The following is an 18,995-nucleotide window of genomic DNA, read 5'->3' as shown; positions in this document are numbered from 1 at the left end:
TACTTGTAGGCTTTTAACACTGTGCTTACCAAACTATATCTACTATGGTAAACTAAAGGCATACAAAAGTAAAGTCGCCCTAGAAGGGCGAGGTTTTAAACCCATTTTTCTGATAACTGGGTCAATCATTTGCTAAACACCAGCATTTGATGATGAGATAAAAATAGTTTGGCTTCGGGGATTTGGGAGGAGGTCGGATCGTGGACAGAACCACGATAAAAGCACAAACAAATCAGGGGCAACAGGATAACATCCCTTCAAAAGACTGGTCGTGGCCTTTCTGGCCTGTTCTACCAATCTACCCATTTGGCAGGCGGCACACACTTCGCAAAGAAGTGGTAAAAGACACTATCTGGACTTTCGACCAGTTGCAGGGCATCTTCTACGTAGTTGTGCCAATTCGCATGACCGTTGTTAAGCTCGAAGCAGGGGGACTCCTCATCTATGCACCAATTGCCCCAACCCCCGAATGCATAAGACTTGTCAAGGAATTGGTAGCGGAACACGGTGATGTTAAGTATATTATTCTGCCTACCATCTCTGGTTTAGAGCATAAAATCTTTGTCGGCCCTTTTGCCAGAAAATTTTCCAACGCCCAGGTATTCGTAGCCCCGAAACAGTGGAGTTTTCCAATTAACCTGCCGCTTAGCTGGCTTGGTTTCCCCAAAAGACGCACTCAAGTACTGCCACCAAATAGCAGCGATACACCCTTTGCTAACGAATTTGATTATGCCATCCTGGGCCCCATTGAGCTTGGACCGGGACGATTTGCAGAGGTGGCATTTTTTCACAAGCGATCGCGCACGCTGCTTGTTACAGATATAGTGCTGTCAATCCCAGAAGCACCGCCGGAAATTGTTCAACTTGACCCTTACCCCCTGCTTTTCCACGCCAAGGACGATGCATTCCATAGAGTTTTTGATACTGAAGCGAACCGCCGCAAGGGATGGCAGCGAATTTCCCTGTTTGCTTTTTACTTTCAGCCGAGTGCGTTAGAAGTGATTGGCATAAAAGAGGTATTTCGCCATGCCCTCGGAGCGACGGATCGTTCCATAAAAGCGTATTTCGGTTTGTTTCCTTTCAAATGGAAGAGTGATTGGCAGCAGTCTTTTGAAGCCCTGCGAGGGGGTGGACGCTTGTTTGTTGCACCAATTTTGCAGGCTCTTATTCTCAACCGTGCGCCGAGAGAAACTATTGACTGGGCTAACAAAGTAGCAAGTTGGGATTTCCAGCGGATTATTCCCTGTCACCTCGACTCACCGATTGAGGCAACTCCCAGTCAATTCCGGCAAGCATTTGCCTTTCTTGAAAAGCAAGGAAATACTATTGAGCCTCTACCAGAGGAGGACTTTGCATATCTCAGACAACTCTCAGAGAAATTGAGCGATCGCGGTATCACGCCACCACCAAAAAAAAGGGTGTAATAGTTAGTGGTTAGTCGTTAGTGGTTAGTAGGTAGGGGCGGGTTTAGCCACAAATGCTTTATGGGCTTCAATCACAAAATATCTATCAAAACCCGCCCGTACAGTGGTTAGTTGTTTACTACATAGAATCAAGCCGTTTACGTAATTGACTGCTAAAGGCATCTATCACAGTCACAACTATCAATAACACCAGCATCATGGTTGTGGCTTTGTTGTATTCAAAGCCGTCTATATAACTTTTCAACCGGAAGCCAATACCACCCGCTCCAACTACACCTAATACTGAAGCAGCACGAATGTTATACTCAAACATCCACAATGTATATCCCAATCCTAATGGCAGGACTTGGGGCAAAATACCGTATTGCGCTATTTGTAATCTGGATGCACCTGTAACTTGTAAAAATTCTATTGAACGAGGGTCAACTGCTTCGATCGCTTGTTGATAAAATTTAGCAAGGTAGCCAATTGTGTAGATACTCAAAGCTAAAGTACCAGCGGGTGCGCCCAGTCCAGTTGCTGCCACAAAAATTAAACCCAAAATAATTGAAGGAACAGAACGCACTGCATTTTGTAGGAAATTAGCCAACCATTGCAGCCAAAGAGGAGCAATATTGCTGGTGCTGCCAATAGCGATTGGCAAAGAAAGAATTGCGCCGAGGGTTGTTCCCCACAGAGACATCTGTACTGTCTCAATCAGTGCCTTAATTGCTATATCTAATACTTCTAGATCCGGTGGAAATAATCTGGAGATAAAGTCGATGATGTGCGGCCAACTATTCTTGATTAGTTCAAAATCAACTTGCAGACCTTGCAATGCCCAAACATAAACTAAAATTACAAGGCAGAAAATGAGTAGTCGATTCACCCAAGCAAAGCGTTTCCAGAGACTAGCAAAATGCTTCATTCTAATTGAACATGAGGGACTAAAAAATTAAAAATTAACAATTAACAATTAACAATTAATTACATCTAATGTGAATTCACTCTCAGTCGGTAATGGGTAATGGGGAATAAAACTACCTCTTCCCCAATCACCAATCACCAATTACAATTTTTAATTGGTTCTAGTCCCTGACTTTAACTGTGAAAATTGAGCTTGTAGATTGTTACCAGGGCCGTCATAAACGATACGTCCAGCATCCAAGACGATCGCGCGTTGGGCATATTCTGCTGCTATACCCAGATCGTGCAAAACCGTTACAATAGTCATGCCTTGCTGGGAATGTAATTTAGATAAAGTATCCATCACTTGTTTGCAGACCATCACATCTAAACCCGTAATGGGTTCATCAGCTAGGAGAATCTGCGGAGATTGAATTAAAGCCCTGGCGATCGCTACCCTTTGCTGTTGTCCGCCGCTGAGTTGAGTTGTTTTTTGGTAGGCTTGTTCTCTTAAACCCAACTCTTCTAAAAGTTTCAAGGCTTGACGGCGATCGCTTTTAGGAAATCCAAACAGTGTTTGCCAAGTCGTCCTTGCACCAAGACGTCCGCATAACACATTGTCAATTGCCGACAGTTGGCGAATCAGTCCCCCACCTTGAAACAACATGCTGATGTTACGCCGAATTTGTGGCAGTGTGCGAGGAGTGACTGCCACACCATTAATGTAGATGCTTCCCTGATGAAATGGCACTAACCCAACAAGCGATCGCAGCAAAGTAGACTTACCTGCGCCATTGAGTCCTAGTAAAACGACAAACTCACCCCGAAAAATCCGGCAATTGATTCCGTTGAGGATGGGACGATTTAGGGACGCAGTGTAAGCCGTTTTGACATCATGACACTCAATGACAAGCTCAGTCATAACCTGCTAGCTGTTTAATTTCCTCTCATACATGCAAAATCAGGATTTCTTTTCCGCAACTTTTAGGGCATCACGCAGCGGTTGCAAATGAGCATTATGATCAACTTCTACCAACTCAGTAGAGTTATATAAGTCGCGTAAGATTTGATTATTTTCTGGCTGATTCAATTTCAACATGGCGGTAACAATTTTCTCCCGCATCTGTTGCGGCACATCATCATCAATCGCAACGCCATGTGCTGGAACTCCTGGAATCCCATGCAAAACCCGCAATTGATTCTTTTCTGTTTCAGAAACATACGGTGGAAACAGAGCATATTCTGATACTGCTGCTGCATCTGCTTGACGGCGCAGTACAGCTTGTAATGCTTTGCTGTAGTCGCCACCATATGTGACTTGAGCAAAAAACTGATCCAAGCGATCGCTATCAGGTACAAGTCCTTCTTTAACTAAGACACTGACTGGGAATACAAACCCGGAAGTAGAAGTGGGGGAAGTAAAGGCCATTTTTTTGCCCCGCAGTTGTTCCAGAGTTTCTTTAGCTGAGGACTTGCTTTGGAGGGGGCTGTCTTTGCGAACAACTATTATTGAACGATAAGTTTGTTTTCCAGAGTAATTGGGACGTACTTCAGCTAAATACAACCGAGCATTTGCCAATTCTTCGGCCTTCAAAGCAGGTTTGCTACTTAAAAAAGCCACATCCACTTGATTTGCTCTCAAAGCTTCCACCGCCGCAGCATCATCGCCTATCTTTGCCTCAACTGGCATTCCTAATTCTTTAGATAAAAACTTGTTTACTGCATCCACCTTTGTTTCCAAGTCTGTGGAATCCTTGCGAGTGGGGAAAGCTATTTTTAAAGTAGTCGGTGTTGTTGTTTGCTGCACCTGTTGTGCCTCAGTTTGCTCCGGCGAGTTTTGCGCCTGTTGTTCGGTATTGACTTTGGCATTTTCAGGCTGCGTACAGCCTACCAAGTTAACAGCTAAACTCATAAATGCTACGAATGCGACACCAGTACCCAGCACACCCTTTATACCGACTTTCATTTCTTATTCTCCGTTAGGAACTATTATCAATATTTTTGCAAATTTGTTTCAATTATTTTATTAAAACATTAGAGTTTTTGATAATCAAAGTCAAGATTATTTGTGTAAAAACTTGCAACAAGTTGACTACAGATGTAAAAATAACACTCATTAAAGCAAAAAAGTTACCTTGGCTTGAAAGTAGTCCAACACGTGACTGTAATAAGCTGTTGCGCTTACACATTGCACTTTTTTCGTTAAGACCGTCATTAGTCCTTGGTTATTAATGACCAATGACTAACAACTAATGACGACCCTCACTAGTAATTGTGCAATTTTAAGGCGTTACAGCTTAGGAAGATTACAGAAACAGGGAATTGTATGATTGGAGAACAAGATACTAAGCCAATCTCGAAGCGATCGCAATTGCAGCAAACTAATCCCGCTTACCAAGCTTGCAATTCTTTTTACTATCTAAAGTGGGCGGTACTGGACTCGAACCAGTGACATCCTGCTTGTAAGGCAGGCGCTCTACCAACTGAGCTAACCGCCCGCTGCACACAAGAAATTAGTATAGCAAAGTCTCCCGCATCGCGCTAGTATTTTTGGGAAAATATTTTGAAATTTTTTTGATAACTCTCAATGCCCTCTGGTCGCACGCACGATCGCATAACTTTGTGGGCTTTGCCATTCGTCGCAGGAGTTACTTTTGTTCAGACTCACAGCGGCAACCTAACTTTGTTGGTGGCAGGTGGATTTATGTTTGGGGGGCTGATGTTTGGCCCTGACTTGGATATCTACTCCCGTCAATACCAACGCTGGGGTTTGTTGCGTTGGATTTGGATTCCTTACCAAAAAAGTCTGCGTCATCGTTCTTTTTTATCCCACGGCCCAATTATCGGCACAACGTTACGAGTGCTTTATCTAGGCAGCATAGCGGTAATAGTGGCGATAGTCGGTTTGGCGATCGCCCAAAAGTTGGGAAATCGCTACTGGAGTTGGCAAGTGTGGAGTGAAACTGTGGGGCGATCGCTTACCAATCACAACACCGAATTTCTGGCACTGTTTTTAGGCTTGGAACTCGGTGCAATGAGCCATTCTCTCAGTGATTGGAGTGGTTCGGCATACAAGCGCGTGCAAAAGCAGGGCATTCGCGCTTTGCTGCCGCGTGCGAAAATGAAGAAACGTAAACGTACAACAACTCAGTCGAGAACAACCAAGACAAAGAGAGTAAGCCGGAAAGGAAAGCGATAGTTATTCTGGCATTTCCTTAGTGCCTTGGTGTCTTGGTGGTTCAACACATAAAGTTAGTTGTTATTTTGAATTGAATATATGTCTAATCTTCAAAAATCAAATCAAACCCAATTAGATGCAGATACCTTAACGGCGTTACAAGAATTAATAGATGTGGTGGCAAAGTTGCGATCGCCCGATGGTGGTTGTCCGTGGGATTTAGCACAAACTCCCCAAACTTTGACACCCTATGTAATTGAAGAAGCTTATGAAGTAGTAAACGCGATCAATAGTGGAGATCAAGAAGCGATCGCTGAAGAATTAGGCGATTTGTTATTACAAGTTGTCTTGCAAGCGCAAATTGCCAAAGAATATGGTCAATTTTCACTTTTAGAAGTCGCCCAAAGTATTTCCCAAAAGCTAATTCGCCGTCACCCACATGTATTTGGGGATGTATCGGTGCAAAATGTGGATGAAGTGCGGCAAAACTGGGAACAAATCAAAGCAGCGGAAAAAGGTGAACCATCCCCAGAACATCAAAAACTCAGTGCGAAGCTGAGTAGCTATGCCCGCAAGCTACCACCGTTGATGGCAACGATGAAAATTTCTCAAAAGGCAGCCGCCGTTGGGTTTGAGTGGGAAAATATTGATGGGGTATGGGATAAATTTCATGAAGAATTGCGAGAGTTTCAAGAGGCATTAGCACACGAAACACCGGAACAACAACAAGCCGAATTAGGGGATTTGCTGTTTTCTGTTCTTCAGCTTGCCCGTTGGTATAATCTTGACCCCAGCGAAGCTTTGCAGGGAACAAATCAACGCTTTATTCAGCGGTTACAAAAAATGGAGGCGTTTGCAGACCGCCCCCTTTGCGATCACACTTTAGAGGAGTTAGAAGCACTTTGGCAGCAGGCGAAAGAACAACTCAAAGGGGATAGGGGATTGGGGATTGGGGATTGGGGAACTCGGGGTCCCCACGACCGCTCTTAGTGGGGATTAGGGGCAATGGGTATTGGTTTTCTTACCGATGCCCCATGCCCCTTGACCAATGACCAATGACCAATGACCAATGACTACTTACAACTTAATTGTGACTGTCTTGACTTCGGTGTAATGCTCTAGACTATACTCACCGAGTTCGCGACCCATACCAGATTGCTTGAAACCACCGAAGGGTGCGGCGGCGTCAAAGACGTGGTAGCAATTCACCCATACAGTACCAGCACGGACGTTGTTAGCTATGGCATGTGCTTTGGTAATATCCTTTGTCCACACGCCAGCGGCGAGACCATACATCGTGGTGTTGGCTAAATGAATTACCTCGTCGATGTCCTTGAACTTGATGATGCTCATCACCGGGCCGAAGATTTCTTCTTGAGCAATCTTCATGTCATTCTTGACATTGGCGAATACAGTCGGCTCAATAAAGAAACCGCGATCGCCAACTCGATGACCACCGCATAACAAATTAGCACCTTCGCGCATTCCCGACTCGATGTAGCTCATCACTTTGTTGAACTGGTCTTGGTCTACCTGCGGCCCTTGCTTGGTATTGGGATCGAAGGGATCGCCGACAACGCGCTGTCTAGCTTTTTCTACGCTCTTAGCGACAAAATCGTCGTAGCATTTTTCTTCGACGAACAGCCGCGAACCGGCATTGCAGCACTGACCTTGGTTAAAGAACAAACTAAAATGGGCTCCTTCGATGGCCATGTCCATATCAGCATCGGCAAAGACGATATTGGGACTCTTGCCTCCGAGTTCGAGGGTGACGCGCTTGAGGTTGCTTTTGGCAGCAGCTTCCATTACGAGATGTCCAACCTCGGTTGAGCCAGTGAATGCTAATTTATCAACATCCATGTGGTGAGCGATCGCAGCCCCAGCAGTGGGGCCGTAGCCTGAGAGAATATTCACCACACCAGGTGGAAAACCAGCTTCAATAATCAACTCGCCTACCCGCAGTGCTGATAACGGTGTTTGTTCGGCAGTTTTCATTACTACCGTATTACCCATTGACAAAGCTGGGCCCAGTTTCCACGCCTGCATCAATAATGGGAAGTTCCAAGGAATAATCTGACCTACCACACCTACTGGTTCATGGCGTGTGTAGCAAAAGTACGGGCCATTGATGGGAATGGTCTTGCCTTGTACTTTGTCAGCCCAGCCTGCATAGTAGCGATAGCAAGCGATAACTAGCCTTAAGTCGCCATAAGAATCATGTAGCGGTTTACCGTTATCTAAAGTTTCTAGCCGCGCCAACTCGTCGATATTCTGCTCAATGAGATCGGCTAGCTTGTAGAGTAACTCGCCGCGACGGGTAGCAGACATCTTGCGCCATTCTCCACTGTTGAAAGCATTTCTGGCCGCTTGCACTGCTTTATCCACATCCGGGGCATCTGCTTCTGCAACATCACAGATGACTTCGCCCGTAGCGGGGTTCATCGTTTCAAACCTTTTACCGCTGACGCTTTCTACCCACTCGTTATTAATCAGCAGCTTGGTTGGACCAATTTTCACCTGTTGTTCTGGTCTGGCAGCTGTAACCATCAGATCCTCCTTAAGCTTTTGTTAAAAAACTATCTGAAATCTAATTCAGACCGATTGAGAAATTTACCGATAATAACTTTCATGCATTAACTCTATCTTCATTTCCCAAGCAGTCTATTAATTATGTTGCTTCGCACACAGGAAGTTGTGCAATTTTATTTATATAAGTTGTAATTTATTTACATGAAATTAATATCAAAATTACAGAAATAAAATAACTCTCTATTTTTCTAGTTTGAATTCCCAACAACCTCTCAGAAAAATCACTGAGATAATTATGTTAAATTTATTCAGGAAAGGGGGAAACTCCCCACAACAGCATAACTACTACGACAAAAGTAAAATCTACTGGAAAAACAGCTTATGAATCGTCGTGAATTTATCGGTTGGGTAGGTGTAGGGAGTTTAGCCAGTTCTCTACCTGTAGTCATTGCAGCCTGTTCTTCACAAACTAAGTCACAGCAATCTACACCTCCTACCCGCGCTGATGGTTTTCAAGAAGTTGGTGCGATCACAGAGTTAGACAAAAACGGTCAAATTCTTAATGAAGCTGCTGCTGGTAAGGTATTGATAATTCGAGATCCAAGTGACACAAGTAAATTAATTGCCTTAAACCCCACTTGCACCCACAAAGGTTGTATTGTGAACTGGAAAAAAGACCAAAACGCTTTAGTATGTCCATGTCATGGTTCCAAATTTGCCAATGATGGCAAAGTGATAAATGGCCCAGCACAAAAACCTCTACCCACCTACATAGCAAAGCTGGAAGGCGATGTAGTTCTGGTGAGAGGCGGATAAAATCAATGATTAGCAAAAAAGTATCGGAAAGTAAATGCACCCTAATAGATCATATGCTCTTTAGTCTAGCCGATGATTTTAGATACGCTCTTTGCTAACTCCAATACTGAAGAAAAGACTTATGTAGATGCCGCGTGGTCTTTTTTAGGCTTTTGTCTTTTCAGGCTCAGTACATTCATTATCAAGCAAGTAGCTTATTTATACTTATAAAAAATCTCACATAGTTTTGGTGATTTTACTCATTGATTTTTACTCAGCATATGGTATGTAATTTTTAGTAATGTTGAGATTTGACTGATTCAAGTTTGTGCCTTGCTACTGCCCCTGAGTTGATAGGATTGGAAAACGGCGTAGATTTAGGTTGTTGTGTGGCATGACTATTTCTGGTGATAATTCATCCAACTTAATTGCAATAGCTAAAAAAACCCGCCTCGCAGCACTCAAGCTAGCAGTACTGTCAACTGAGGCAAAAAACCAGGCTATTGAAGCGATCGCTAAAGCTTTGGAGACAGGAAAAAATGAAATTTTGCAAGCAAACGTTGCTGATTGTCAAGCAGCAGCGACTCAAGGAATTGCCAAACCACTCTATAAGCGCTTGCAGTTGGATGAACATAAGTTAAGAGATGCGATCGCAGGGGTTAGAGATGTTGCCAAACTTGCCGATCCAGTTGGTGCGGTGCAGATTCACCGCGAACTAGATACAGGCTTAATTCTCAAGCGCATCACTTGTCCATTGGGAGTTTTGGGCGTTATTTTTGAAGCGCGCCCAGAGGCGGCGATTCAAATTGCGGCTTTAGCGATCAAGTCAGGAAATGGCGTTATTCTTAAAGGTGGCAAAGAAGCAATTCGTTCTTGTGAAGCGATAGTAAAAGCAATTAAACAGGGATTGTCTCAAACTGCTGTTAACCCAGATGTGGTGCAGTTACTGACAACCAGAGAAGAAACTATAGAACTTTTGAAACTAGATAAATATGTAGATTTAATCATTCCCAGAGGTTCTAATTCTTTTGTGCGATTTGTGCAGGAAAATACCCGTATTCCTGTCTTAGGTCATGCTGATGGTATTTGTCATCTTTATATAGATAAAGACGCTGATATTGACAAAGCAGTGACAATTACTATTGATGCAAAAATACAATATCCTGCTGCTTGCAATGCTATTGAAACTTTGCTAGTTCATGGCGATATTGCCGCAACTTTTCTACCAAAGGTTGCAGAGGCTTTGCAAGCACAAAATGTAGAATTAAGAGGCGATGAACGCAGCCGTGAGATTTTACAAAATATCACGCCAGTCATAGAAAAAGACTGGGAAACCGAGTACAGCGATTTGATATTGGCGATTAAGATTGTGGATTCGTTGGAAGAAGCGATCGCCCACATTAACGATTATGGTTCCAAACATACCGATGCGATCGTCACTGAAGATGCAGAGGCGGCTAAAACTTTCCTAGCGCTGGTGAATGCCGCAGGAGTATATCACAACTGTTCTACCCGCTTTGCAGATGGTTTCCGCTACGGTTTCGGTGCAGAAGTTGGAATTAGCACTCAACAAATGCCTCCCCGCGGCCCTGTTGGTTTGGAAGGGTTGGTGACATATAAATATCAATTAACTGGTGATGGCCATGTTGTTGCCACATACACGGGTGTGAATGCGAAATCCTTTAATCACAAGGATTTTGTGTAAAAAATTCCCCACCCAAATGTAAGCGTTAGGAAAATACTAGATGACACCAGAAAACTGTTTGACTAATCCCCGACTTCTGGTGAAAGTCGGGGAGCTGTGTGGTTAGTGGTTAAAACCAACCACTAACCACTAACTACTAACTACTAACTACTAACAAACATTAACCTTTGGTAGCCGCCATTTGCTCAAAAGAACGCAACAGTAATTTTCGTCCCAGTTCGATGTCTTTTGGTGCACATTGCCAATCTGGGTGGGCTGTCATTAACAAACTATCCAAAGTTTCTTGATCGAATAAATGCCAAACGAGAGCATTATTGATTTCTGCTTCTACGGCATAGCAATTAGAACCGATACAGTGAATAGTAAAAGTACTGGCTACTCTTGCCAGGGTCATTTGTTCTCCTGGCTGTAGTGAACGAAATTGCTGGATAGCTTGTTTCAACTCGCTCTTAGAAGACACGACTAACCCAGGAAGCGCTACTGTGAGATTTTTGTCTCCATTTACCATAATCCAGTAGTTACGACTGGGGTCGATTCCTTCTAACCAAGGTAATTCATCATCAAGGCGATAGCGTGGTGACAAACAAAACGAGGCTACCATAGGCGAATCTCTGACTTGGTTGTGCAATACTTCATCAGACTTAGTACCGCACACTAGGTTACAGTCTATGCTGTTTACCTGCGGTCAGCGGCACCCTTTTGGAACACTGGCGATCGCGTCCTTACTTTCTGCAACAAGATGTTACAGTGCAAAGCAGACTCCTAGGTAAATATTGTTAGGAGCCTTACTTCGCCAAATTAGTAGGAGGCTAGCTATATGTTTCAATCTTTAATTAATCTCAGCAGTAAATCAAATATATTTAGCAAAAGTTATTATTTTAATTAACATTTTTTAATATTGAAAACAGTAAAAACTAATGTAACGATCCGGAAATTAAGAATGTTTTCTTCTCTATGGCATAACAAATGGTTATTGCTATAGGTCGAATCAAAAAAGAGTGGATGTATATTGTTTAACACAATATCTTCCACCCGTATAGTTATGCAGTTCAGTACATTTCTATCAACAAAAGTATGATTTTACTCAGGTTTGTCAGGCTTGAGTTACATCTTCTTGACTTAATTGCTGTTCAACATTACTGATAGCAGCATTTAGACCAGCAAGTCTTGTTTCTAAATCATCTCTTATTGCCTTGAGGAATCTCAGTTTACGTTGCAGCTGAGTTCTCCGAGAAAAAGAATCATCACTATAGCAAGAGTTATACCAAAAGAAGGGAAACATAGTTGACCTTTCCAAATCAAACCCTATTTAAATTTTGGCGAAATTATTTTCAAAAGAGGGGAAAGCAGATGGGAGGATAACCGATCTATGTTTGTTGGTTGTTCGTGGTTGGTTGTTGGTGGTAATTAATGAGTTTTTCCACCTTCTGGCTTCTGTCTTCTTCTAGCGAACTCCTACGAACCCAGCCTGTTCAATCGCCTTTTGCCCCTCGTCGGTAAGTAAAAGTTTGGCATACGCTTCACCAGCCTGCTGTTCTTGACCATTGTTTTGTTTAACAATCACAAACAGGTTAGTGGTAATGGGATAACTGCCATTTTTGATTGCTTCAGTATTAATCTGGTTACGCTGACGTGGACATTGCTCAGGTGTTACTAGTGGTTCCTGGTAAAGCGGAATTAGCTCAGTAGAAGTACGACCCAACGGTAAAGGCTTTACACTACATTGAGGAACTACAGCACGAGCAGAAGCGTAATACACACCCCCAGGGGTTTTACTGACTTGGCGTAGTGCTTCTGTAGTGGAAGACACATATTTGACATTAGTCCCAAGTTGTCTATTTGAGCCTTCGTTGGTAGAGAATATTACTGCGTCTGCCTTTTCTAAAGGAGCCAGACACATGGGACTGGCGCCCTACTGAAGGCAATATGACTTTGCTATCAATGACTGTAAAAAAAATCAGTAATTAAAGCTTATACGTACGTACTCATTCGGAAGGCTTATCACCTGTTTCTTTCATCTCAATGTTCAGATTGGGTAATCCCTCTAGTTTTTCTAGAGGTGAAACTTCTTCTGTCAGAGGCACAAAAACTTTTAAACTTGCTGGCAAGCACTTAATGTCTACAGGAGTTTTTCCTAAAAGTTCACCATCAACAACAACTTTTTGAGGTGGGTCAGTTGTAATTTTGAACTGTTTGGCTCGTAAGTAACCAATATCACTTCTTTCCACAGCCTCACCCGTAGAAGCAGTTTGAAACAGATGAAAGGTAGCCGCGATCGCTGCTGCTTTATTTACCGGAGCTACTATGGTTAAATCTAGCAATCCATCATCTGCAATGATTCCCGCCGGCCCCTGCGCTAAAACAGAGGTTGGAGGCGCGGCATTCGCTACTGTTACTGCTGCTGCGGAAGTTTTAATAACCTTGTCTTCAGTTTCAATTTCTACGTCAAATGACTGCAATTGCCGCAATTGTTGGAATCCGGCGATGATGTAGGCCAAGACACCAAAACGATTTTTTGCTTCCCGGTCTGCTTTTTCCACAGTTTCAGCTTCAAAGCCAATACCTGCCAGCAATACCATTGGATAGCCGTTACAATCAGCAGTATCCACAATCCGAGTACCACCCTGCAAAATTGTTTCGCAGGCGGCTTCAATTGTGTCAGGAATTCCTAAAGCTGTGGCAAAGGCGTTGGCTGTTCCCCGAGAAATAATACCAAACGGAATATCACTACCCACCACAGCAGCCGCAGCAGATGACAGAGTGCCATCTCCTCCGGAAACAATAATGGCTTCTACTCCCCTTTCCACTGCGGCACGGGCCAGTTCATCGGCACCAATTTCTTCAGTAGTGAAGTGGATATCTAGATCAATTTCCGGCTCTAAGATTTCCTGAATCTTTGCCAAATCTTGCTCTGAGTCACCTTGACCCGCAACTGGATTAAAGATGAGGCAGGCTGAACGTTTCATATAGTGAAATAGTTTAATTATTAAAGTCCCCTACTTAATTATTAACGTAAGTAGCCTTCATGAACTGCGTACACCAGCAGGTATGAAGGCTAATTATCTGTTCGGCTTAGTTATGAACAGCACCTGGTGAAGAGTAACTGGTTTACCCTACCCGCATTCAAGAAACAGAACTACCAGTAATGGAAATTGCTATGTTGTCTGGCTTCAGTAGTCATAGCCATCTAGGTAAATGGATTCGACAACATACAGGAATGACTCCAAAAGCCTACCGATTAAAAGGGAAGAGGGAATAGAGAACTCTTAACAGGAAAATCCCCTCCTCGCGAGTACCTGTACAACCAGTCCCCTTTACTATGTAAAGATACGTAAAGCCAGAAAAATAAACTTAATGGCGATCGCCAGAGTGCAACACCGAAGCGTCACCCACTGCGGTAGTCTAGATGAAGTGAATTTATCTCTCCCCTTTGACATACTGCTTTATGACATCAGTGGTTTCCAGTCCGAGCCGTACAATCCGCATTGGTTCTCGCAAAAGCCAACTCGCTCTGATTCAAACTTATTGGGTGCAAGAACAACTCCAAAAAAGCTTTCCAGATATTTCTTTTGAAGTCCATACCATGTCCACTCACGGCGACAAAATCTTGGATGTGGCTTTAGCCAAGATTGGTGATAAGGGACTATTTACAAAAGAACTCGAACTGGGAATGATTAATCAGGAAATTGACTTTGCTGTTCATTCTCTCAAGGATTTGCCCACTCGCTTGCCAGAGGGTTTAGCCTTAGCAGCCATCACAGAACGCGAAAATCCCGCCGATGCTTTAGTGGTGCATGAAAAGCACAAAGACAAGCAAATCGATACCCTACCAGCAGGTGCGGTAATTGGTACATCATCCCTGCGCCGACTGGCACAATTGCGGCATCACTTCCCCCACTTTACCTTTAAAGATGTGCGTGGCAATTTGAACACGCGCATGGCAAAGCTAGATGCGGGTGAGTACGATGCTTTGATTTTGGCGGTAGCTGGGTTGCAGCGTTTAGGAATGGGCGATCGCATTCATCAAGTTATTCCTAAAGAAATTTCTTTGCACGCCGTCGGACAAGGCGCATTAGGTATTGAATGCCGTGCCGAAGATACAGAATTGATATCGCTCCTCAAAGCAATTGAACATCCCGAAACACGCGATCGCTGTTTGGCAGAACGCGCTTTCTTGCGGGAACTAGAAGGTGGCTGTCAAGTACCCATTGGTGTAAATACTGAAATTAATGGTAAGAATTTAACGCTAACAGGTATAGTTGCCAGCGTGGATGGTCAAAAGCTCGTCAAAGATACGATCGCAGGCTCTACCAAAGATGCTGAAAACCTGGGTGTAGAGCTAGCACAGCGCTTGCGCGAACAAGGAGCGCAGGAAATTTTGGATCAAATCTTTGCCGAGATCCAGCGTGGTTCTTGAGGTTTGCTACCAGCAAATGTGATGATATTTTAAGACAGATTTCAGTTGATCGGCAGGTCTACCAGACGCGATGTTTTGCGCTTGGCAGTATTGCAGGGAAAGATTGAACACCTAGGCAGAATCGGGAAACATAAATTACCATGCGGATTCTTTTTGTTGCAGCAGAGGCAGCTCCCATTGCGAAAGTTGGTGGAATGGGTGATGTAGTCGGAGCATTACCGAAAATCCTGAGACAAATGGGTCATGATGTGCGAATTTTCATGCCTTACTACGGCTTCCTGCCAGACAAAATGGAAATTCCTAAAAACTGGATTTGGCAGGGATATGCAATGTTCCAGGACTTTACTGTTTACGAAACGATTCTGCCTGGTACTGATGTTCCCTTGTACTTATTTGGACATCCGGCTTTTTGGGGTCGCAACATTTACTCTGGAGAAGATGAACATTGGCGGTTCACGTTGTTTGCCAATGGTGCAGCCGAGTTTTGCTGGAATTACTGGAAGCCGGAAATTGTCCACTGTCACGACTGGCACACAGGCATGATTCCCGTCTGGATGCATCAGTCTCCTGATATTACCAGCGTTTTTACGATTCATAACCTTGCTTATCAGGGCCCGTGGCGTTGGTATTTGGAAAAAATTACCTGGTGTCCCTGGTACATGCAAGGACACAACACAATGGCAGCAGCTGTGCAGTTTGCTGACAGAGTGACTACAGTTTCCCCGACTTATGCCCAACAAATCAAGACTCCTGCCTACGGCGAACAGCTAGAAGGATTGATGTCCTTTATTAGCGGTAAGCTATCAGGTATTCTCAATGGCATCGATACAGAAGTTTACAATCCAGCAACTGACAAATACATTGCCCAAAATTTCACAGCTGATACCCTCGAAAAACGCAAAGCCAACAAAATTGCTTTGCAAGAAGAAGTGGGATTAGAAGTTAACTCTAATGCCTTTTTGATTGGTATGGTGACGCGGTTGGTAGAACAAAAAGGCATCGATTTGGTGCTGAATATTTTGGATCGGTTCATGTCGTATACCGATGCCCAGTTTATAGTGTTGGGGACGGGCGATCGCTACTACGAAAGCCAGCTGTGGCAATTGGCATCCCGCTTCCCTGGACGTATGAAAACTTATCTACTTTACAACGATCCGCTGGCTCGTCGCATTTATGCCGGTTCTGATGCTTTCTTGATGCCCAGCCGTTTTGAACCTTGCGGTATTAGCCAAATGCTGGCTTTGCGCTACGGTTGTATCCCCATTGTCCGCCGTACAGGGGGATTAGTTGACACCGTATTCCACCACGATCCGATGAATCATGCTGGCACTGGTTATTCTTTTGACCGCTATGAACCATTAGATTTGTATACCTGTATGGTGCGGGCTTGGGAAGGCTTCCGCTATAAGGATTATTGGCAGGAGCTACAAAAACGCGGTATGAGTCAAGATTTCAGTTGGTATCGGTCTGCTAAGCAGTATGTGAAGCTGTATCGGTCGATTTTTGGCTTACCCGAAGAAGAGGAGCAGCCTTCGCCAGAACAACCGGATTTAGTGTTGAAGTCCTAGACTCGCTTTATTTGTGTGGGGAGGTATAAGTAGAGCTTTGCGTCAAATCATAGCTTTTTTTAAACGCAGAGGAACGCAGAGGAACAGAGGGGCGCAGAGTTTTTCTAATTTTAATTCGTTACGAATTTGGACAATATTGTACTAGGTTTGTAGCAGGCATTACCCTTATGGCAAGCTGCTACACTTCTAAAGTTGACATTCCTATCGTTCTGGCTAGTGCAGAGCAGTGGGAGTGTCAATTATAGTTATAGTGATGGGTTTTACCCCTTGGCAAATATCTAATACTAACTATTACCATCTACATCGATTTAAAGTTTTTTACGGAATGTATTCAGAGAATGAGATGACTTTGTGCAATACGCCAGAGGATGGCGATCGCATCAAGATTAAATATAACTAGTGAAAATGGGAATAATAAATTAAAGCAGAGATTTGTGACTTTTTTACTGAATTTGCGAAATTTCAATTGCTAATACTGTAGCAGCAACATAAAAGGCATAATTATTCAAGCAAAGAGCTAATGAGCATAAATAGCTACCGCCGAATCGTAATCGGGGATGTGCATGGTCACTATGAAGGTTTAATGAGATTGCTGGAGGCAATTGCCCCTAGATCGGACGACCAAGTCTATTTTTTAGGAGACTTAATTGATCGTGGACCTCAAAGCGCTCAAGTAGTTAACTTTGTGAAAGAGAGTTCCTATCAGTGTTTGTTAGGAAATCACGAGCAAATGTTATTAAATATTCTCACCAAACGTATCCCTACGCAAACGGTACAATCATGGTTATACAGTGGGGGGCAGGCAACAGTGGCCAGCTACCAAGAAGCTACTATTCCTCACGATCATCTCGAATGGTTAAATAATCTACCTGCATATATAGATTTAGGGGATGTTTGGTTAGTTCATGCTGGTGTTGATCCCTCAATTCCCTTGACACAACAAACGGCCGATCAATTTTGCTGGGTGCGAGACGAATTTCATGGTATTGAGCAGCCCTACTTTACTGATAAGTTGATCGTCATTGGTCACACTATCACTTTCACTTTACCTGGCGTATACCCTGGAAAATTGGCTCAAGGACAAGGATGGCTTGACATAGATACAGGTGCTTATCATCCCCGTAGTGGCTGGTTAACCGGATTAGATATTACAAACGGCATAGTTTATCAAGTTAACGTTCTTAATAAATCTATTCGCATCATGCCTTTAGAAGAGGCTGTGACAAATATTAATCCAGAGCAAATTTACTTTGGTCGCCGTAATCGCTGTTTTGCATAATTCCCATAAAATATATTTAATATCAAGTTCGCTTAATTACTTATAATTCAAAATTCTCCGCGTCTTTGTATCACCGCGTCTCCCCGTCAGACCTGATTATAAGTGTTCGCTCGAACCTGATATAAGCTGGGGTTAAAGAGAAACCCCAATCCAAAATCTCAAAGATTTTTAAGACCTCAGTAATGCTTGGATATTAGCCTTATAAGCAGCATTATCTAATCCGTTATTTCCATTGCTAGGTTGAGTATTAATAGCACGCTTAATAGCATCAATGCGATCGCCAGTTGCTGGGTGAGTACTCAAAAATGTTGGCACAGAACGCTTGCTAACGAGCTTTTGCATAAAAGCAACCATCGCCGACTGGTCATAACCAGCACTTGTCAAAGTTTTTAATCCTCTTTTATCGGCATCAAATTCATTTTTACGACTGCCTGGCAGCTTGCGTACCAACTGATAACCAATTTGTACTGCTGTACTGCGGTCTAACCCAGCGGCTGTTAACAAACCTTCATCAATCGCTTTTTGACGCATCTGTTTGATGAGATGCTTTCCACCAATGTGACCAATTTCATGGGCAATCACACTTGCCAGTTCTGCTTCATTTTCGGCAGTTTTGATTAAGCCCGTATGTAAATACACATACCCACCTAAAGTTGCAAAAGCATTAATACTATCATCTTCAACTACTTGGAAAGTGTACTTCAGTTTGGGGCGATCGCTATTGGCTGCCAGACGCTGACCAAGTTGTTCCACATAGCGATTAATATCTGAATTACGGTACAGTCGAACGTCACCTAGCAATTGCTGATTGATTTGTTTGCCAATATCTGCTTCTTGGCGATCGGACATATTAGAAAGTTGAAGTACTTGCACTCCCTGCAAAAGTATAGGCAACCAGTCAAATGCCTGGGATGGCAGGGCTGTACTCAAGCAAATACTCAGTGCTACAAGTACCGAAATCAATGGATAAAATAAACGGTGTCGAAAAAAGTTGTATTTGATAGATAAACTTTTCCTATTAATCATAATCCTGTCTGAGGAGACTTTTGGCAGAACGTAAAATTATGAGACGGAATAAGGATTTGATAAGTTGCATTACAGGGTAAGCTCATCTAATTTAGTATAAAAATAGCTTGACAAATTAAACAAGACAAGAATAATCAGCGGTGTAAAAAACGTACTTGACATCAGAGCAAGATAAGTGAGATGACTTCC

19 protein-coding genes, 1 tRNA gene and 1 pseudogene are annotated in these 18,995 nt (G+C 43.3%); 11 read left to right on the top strand and 10 right to left on the bottom strand.

Going from position 1 to position 18,995, the window contains the following annotated elements; all coding sequences use genetic code 11:
- Positions 1 to 200 precede the first annotated feature (200 nt).
- Entirely contained in the window at positions 201 to 1,424 is a 1,224-nt protein-coding gene (locus HXY43_RS12010) for a DUF4336 domain-containing protein (protein WP_290883453.1), read from the top strand.
- Positions 1,425 to 1,542: 118 nt separating this feature from the next.
- On the opposite strand, the gene phnE is transcribed toward HXY43_RS12010, so the two are convergent.
- The 3 genes from phnE to HXY43_RS11995 all read right to left on the bottom strand — a co-directional run bounded on the left by phnE (position 1,543) and on the right by HXY43_RS11995 (position 4,275).
- A complete protein-coding gene (gene phnE, locus HXY43_RS12005; protein WP_026736382.1) occupies positions 1,543 to 2,331 on the bottom strand; it encodes a phosphonate ABC transporter, permease protein PhnE in 789 nt (262 codons plus the stop codon).
- A 150-nt stretch (positions 2,332 to 2,481) separates the two neighbouring features.
- Positions 2,482 to 3,231, bottom strand: a complete 750-nt coding sequence (locus HXY43_RS12000) for a phosphonate ABC transporter ATP-binding protein (RefSeq protein WP_290883452.1) — start codon at positions 3,229 to 3,231, stop codon at positions 2,482 to 2,484.
- Positions 3,232 to 3,270: 39 nt separating this feature from the next.
- On the bottom strand, positions 3,271 to 4,275 hold the full coding sequence (locus HXY43_RS11995) for a phosphate/phosphite/phosphonate ABC transporter substrate-binding protein (RefSeq protein ID WP_290883451.1): 1,005 nt from the start codon (positions 4,273 to 4,275) through the stop codon (positions 3,271 to 3,273).
- 360 nt (positions 4,276 to 4,635) lie between these two features.
- Here HXY43_RS11995 and HXY43_RS11990 point away from each other — a divergent pair, with 360 nt between their 5' ends.
- Positions 4,636 to 4,761 (top strand): hypothetical protein, encoded by a 126-nt coding sequence (locus HXY43_RS11990; protein WP_290883450.1) that lies wholly within the window; start codon positions 4,636 to 4,638, stop codon positions 4,759 to 4,761.
- Here HXY43_RS11990 and HXY43_RS11985 read toward each other — a convergent pair.
- Positions 4,735 to 4,807: transfer RNA gene (locus HXY43_RS11985), tRNA-Val, on the bottom strand. The two genes, HXY43_RS11990 and HXY43_RS11985, sit on opposite strands and share 27 nt — an antisense overlap.
- Before the next feature lie 89 nt (positions 4,808 to 4,896).
- Between HXY43_RS11985 and HXY43_RS11980 the strand changes: the two genes are divergently transcribed.
- Positions 4,897 to 5,508: a metal-binding protein gene (locus tag HXY43_RS11980; RefSeq protein ID WP_290883449.1), complete on the top strand. Its 612-nt coding sequence runs from the start codon at positions 4,897 to 4,899 to the stop codon at positions 5,506 to 5,508.
- Positions 5,509 to 5,586: 78 nt separating this feature from the next.
- On the top strand, positions 5,587 to 6,477 hold the full coding sequence (mazG, locus tag HXY43_RS11975) for a nucleoside triphosphate pyrophosphohydrolase (RefSeq protein ID WP_290883448.1): 891 nt from the start codon (positions 5,587 to 5,589) through the stop codon (positions 6,475 to 6,477).
- Positions 6,478 to 6,564: 87 nt separating this feature from the next.
- On the opposite strand, the gene HXY43_RS11970 is transcribed toward mazG, so the two are convergent.
- Complete coding sequence (locus HXY43_RS11970; protein WP_290883446.1) at positions 6,565 to 8,034, bottom strand: aldehyde dehydrogenase family protein; 1,470 nt, start codon at positions 8,032 to 8,034, stop codon at positions 6,565 to 6,567.
- A 363-nt stretch (positions 8,035 to 8,397) separates the two neighbouring features.
- Here HXY43_RS11970 and HXY43_RS11965 point away from each other — a divergent pair, with 363 nt between their 5' ends.
- Positions 8,398 to 8,832, top strand: a complete 435-nt coding sequence (locus tag HXY43_RS11965) for a ubiquinol-cytochrome c reductase iron-sulfur subunit (RefSeq protein ID WP_290883444.1) — start codon at positions 8,398 to 8,400, stop codon at positions 8,830 to 8,832.
- Positions 8,833 to 9,205: 373 nt separating this feature from the next.
- Positions 9,206 to 10,516 (top strand): glutamate-5-semialdehyde dehydrogenase, encoded by a 1,311-nt coding sequence (locus tag HXY43_RS11960; protein WP_290883443.1) that lies wholly within the window; start codon positions 9,206 to 9,208, stop codon positions 10,514 to 10,516.
- Positions 10,517 to 10,676: 160 nt separating this feature from the next.
- Here HXY43_RS11960 and HXY43_RS11955 read toward each other — a convergent pair whose 3' ends face one another.
- From HXY43_RS11955 to HXY43_RS11940, 4 genes and pseudogenes are all read right to left on the bottom strand, one after another.
- Positions 10,677 to 11,117, bottom strand: a complete 441-nt coding sequence (locus HXY43_RS11955; protein WP_026736391.1) for a hypothetical protein — start codon at positions 11,115 to 11,117, stop codon at positions 10,677 to 10,679.
- 492 nt (positions 11,118 to 11,609) lie between these two features.
- Positions 11,610 to 11,798 carry a hypothetical protein gene (locus HXY43_RS11950; RefSeq protein WP_026736392.1) on the bottom strand — a complete coding sequence of 63 codons (189 nt, stop codon included), beginning with the start codon at positions 11,796 to 11,798 and terminating at the stop codon, positions 11,610 to 11,612.
- Positions 11,799 to 11,960: 162 nt separating this feature from the next.
- Positions 11,961 to 12,398, bottom strand: a pseudogene (locus HXY43_RS11945) (substrate-binding domain-containing protein); the annotation flags it as partial.
- Positions 12,399 to 12,501: 103 nt separating this feature from the next.
- Positions 12,502 to 13,482 (bottom strand): YegS/Rv2252/BmrU family lipid kinase, encoded by a 981-nt coding sequence (locus HXY43_RS11940; RefSeq protein ID WP_290883440.1) that lies wholly within the window; start codon positions 13,480 to 13,482, stop codon positions 12,502 to 12,504.
- A 137-nt stretch (positions 13,483 to 13,619) separates the two neighbouring features.
- Here HXY43_RS11940 and HXY43_RS11935 point away from each other — a divergent pair, with 137 nt between their 5' ends.
- The 5 genes from HXY43_RS11935 (at position 13,620) to HXY43_RS11915 (ending at position 17,780) form a co-directional block, all read left to right on the top strand.
- On the top strand, positions 13,620 to 13,775 hold the full coding sequence (locus tag HXY43_RS11935) for a helix-turn-helix domain-containing protein (protein WP_367161479.1): 156 nt from the start codon (positions 13,620 to 13,622) through the stop codon (positions 13,773 to 13,775).
- A 186-nt stretch (positions 13,776 to 13,961) separates the two neighbouring features.
- Positions 13,962 to 14,933: a hydroxymethylbilane synthase gene (hemC, locus tag HXY43_RS11930; protein WP_290883439.1), complete on the top strand. Its 972-nt coding sequence runs from the start codon at positions 13,962 to 13,964 to the stop codon at positions 14,931 to 14,933.
- Positions 14,934 to 15,073: 140 nt separating this feature from the next.
- Positions 15,074 to 16,501 carry a glycogen synthase GlgA gene (glgA, locus tag HXY43_RS11925; RefSeq protein WP_290883437.1) on the top strand — a complete coding sequence of 476 codons (1,428 nt, stop codon included), beginning with the start codon at positions 15,074 to 15,076 and terminating at the stop codon, positions 16,499 to 16,501.
- Between the two features lie 232 nt (positions 16,502 to 16,733).
- The gene (locus HXY43_RS11920; RefSeq protein ID WP_155960662.1) at positions 16,734 to 16,901 is read left to right on the top strand and encodes a hypothetical protein; all 168 of its coding nucleotides are present in this window, start codon (positions 16,734 to 16,736) and stop codon (positions 16,899 to 16,901) included.
- Positions 16,902 to 17,021: 120 nt separating this feature from the next.
- Positions 17,022 to 17,780, top strand: a complete 759-nt coding sequence (locus tag HXY43_RS11915) for a metallophosphoesterase family protein (protein ID WP_290883435.1) — start codon at positions 17,022 to 17,024, stop codon at positions 17,778 to 17,780.
- Between the two features lie 168 nt (positions 17,781 to 17,948).
- Here HXY43_RS11915 and HXY43_RS11910 read toward each other — a convergent pair whose 3' ends face one another.
- Entirely contained in the window at positions 17,949 to 18,806 is an 858-nt protein-coding gene (locus HXY43_RS11910; RefSeq protein ID WP_290883434.1) for a M48 family metallopeptidase, read from the bottom strand.
- Positions 18,807 to 18,995 lie beyond the last annotated feature (189 nt).

Origin of the sequence: Fischerella sp. (genome assembly GCF_013388695.1) — a bacterium.
Taxonomy (GTDB): Bacteria; Cyanobacteriota; Cyanobacteriia; order Cyanobacteriales; family Nostocaceae; genus PCC9605.
This window is presented reverse-complemented; position numbering and strand designations above follow the sequence as displayed.

What these genes read in the sequence shown, in the direction of transcription:
- phnE (WP_026736382.1), bottom strand. Translation starts at nt 2,331, where the DNA reads ATGAAGCATTTTGCTAGTCTCTGGAAACGCTTTGCTTGGGTGAATCGA.
- HXY43_RS12000 (WP_290883452.1), bottom strand. Translation starts at nt 3,231, where the DNA reads ATGACTGAGCTTGTCATTGAGTGTCATGATGTCAAAACGGCTTACACT.
- HXY43_RS11995 (WP_290883451.1), bottom strand. Translation starts at nt 4,275, where the DNA reads ATGAAAGTCGGTATAAAGGGTGTGCTGGGTACTGGTGTCGCATTCGTA.
- HXY43_RS11990 (WP_290883450.1), top strand. Translation starts at nt 4,636, where the DNA reads ATGATTGGAGAACAAGATACTAAGCCAATCTCGAAGCGATCGCAATTG.
- HXY43_RS11980 (WP_290883449.1), top strand. Translation starts at nt 4,897, where the DNA reads ATGCCCTCTGGTCGCACGCACGATCGCATAACTTTGTGGGCTTTGCCA.
- mazG (WP_290883448.1), top strand. Translation starts at nt 5,587, where the DNA reads ATGTCTAATCTTCAAAAATCAAATCAAACCCAATTAGATGCAGATACC.
- HXY43_RS11970 (WP_290883446.1), bottom strand. Translation starts at nt 8,034, where the DNA reads ATGGTTACAGCTGCCAGACCAGAACAACAGGTGAAAATTGGTCCAACC.
- HXY43_RS11965 (WP_290883444.1), top strand. Translation starts at nt 8,398, where the DNA reads ATGAATCGTCGTGAATTTATCGGTTGGGTAGGTGTAGGGAGTTTAGCC.
- HXY43_RS11960 (WP_290883443.1), top strand. Translation starts at nt 9,206, where the DNA reads ATGACTATTTCTGGTGATAATTCATCCAACTTAATTGCAATAGCTAAA.
- HXY43_RS11955 (WP_026736391.1), bottom strand. Translation starts at nt 11,117, where the DNA reads ATGGTAGCCTCGTTTTGTTTGTCACCACGCTATCGCCTTGATGATGAA.
- HXY43_RS11950 (WP_026736392.1), bottom strand. Translation starts at nt 11,798, where the DNA reads ATGTTTCCCTTCTTTTGGTATAACTCTTGCTATAGTGATGATTCTTTT.
- HXY43_RS11940 (WP_290883440.1), bottom strand. Translation starts at nt 13,482, where the DNA reads ATGAAACGTTCAGCCTGCCTCATCTTTAATCCAGTTGCGGGTCAAGGT.
- hemC (WP_290883439.1), top strand. Translation starts at nt 13,962, where the DNA reads ATGACATCAGTGGTTTCCAGTCCGAGCCGTACAATCCGCATTGGTTCT.
- glgA (WP_290883437.1), top strand. Translation starts at nt 15,074, where the DNA reads ATGCGGATTCTTTTTGTTGCAGCAGAGGCAGCTCCCATTGCGAAAGTT.
- HXY43_RS11915 (WP_290883435.1), top strand. Translation starts at nt 17,022, where the DNA reads ATGAGCATAAATAGCTACCGCCGAATCGTAATCGGGGATGTGCATGGT.
- HXY43_RS11910 (WP_290883434.1), bottom strand. Translation starts at nt 18,806, where the DNA reads ATGATTAATAGGAAAAGTTTATCTATCAAATACAACTTTTTTCGACAC.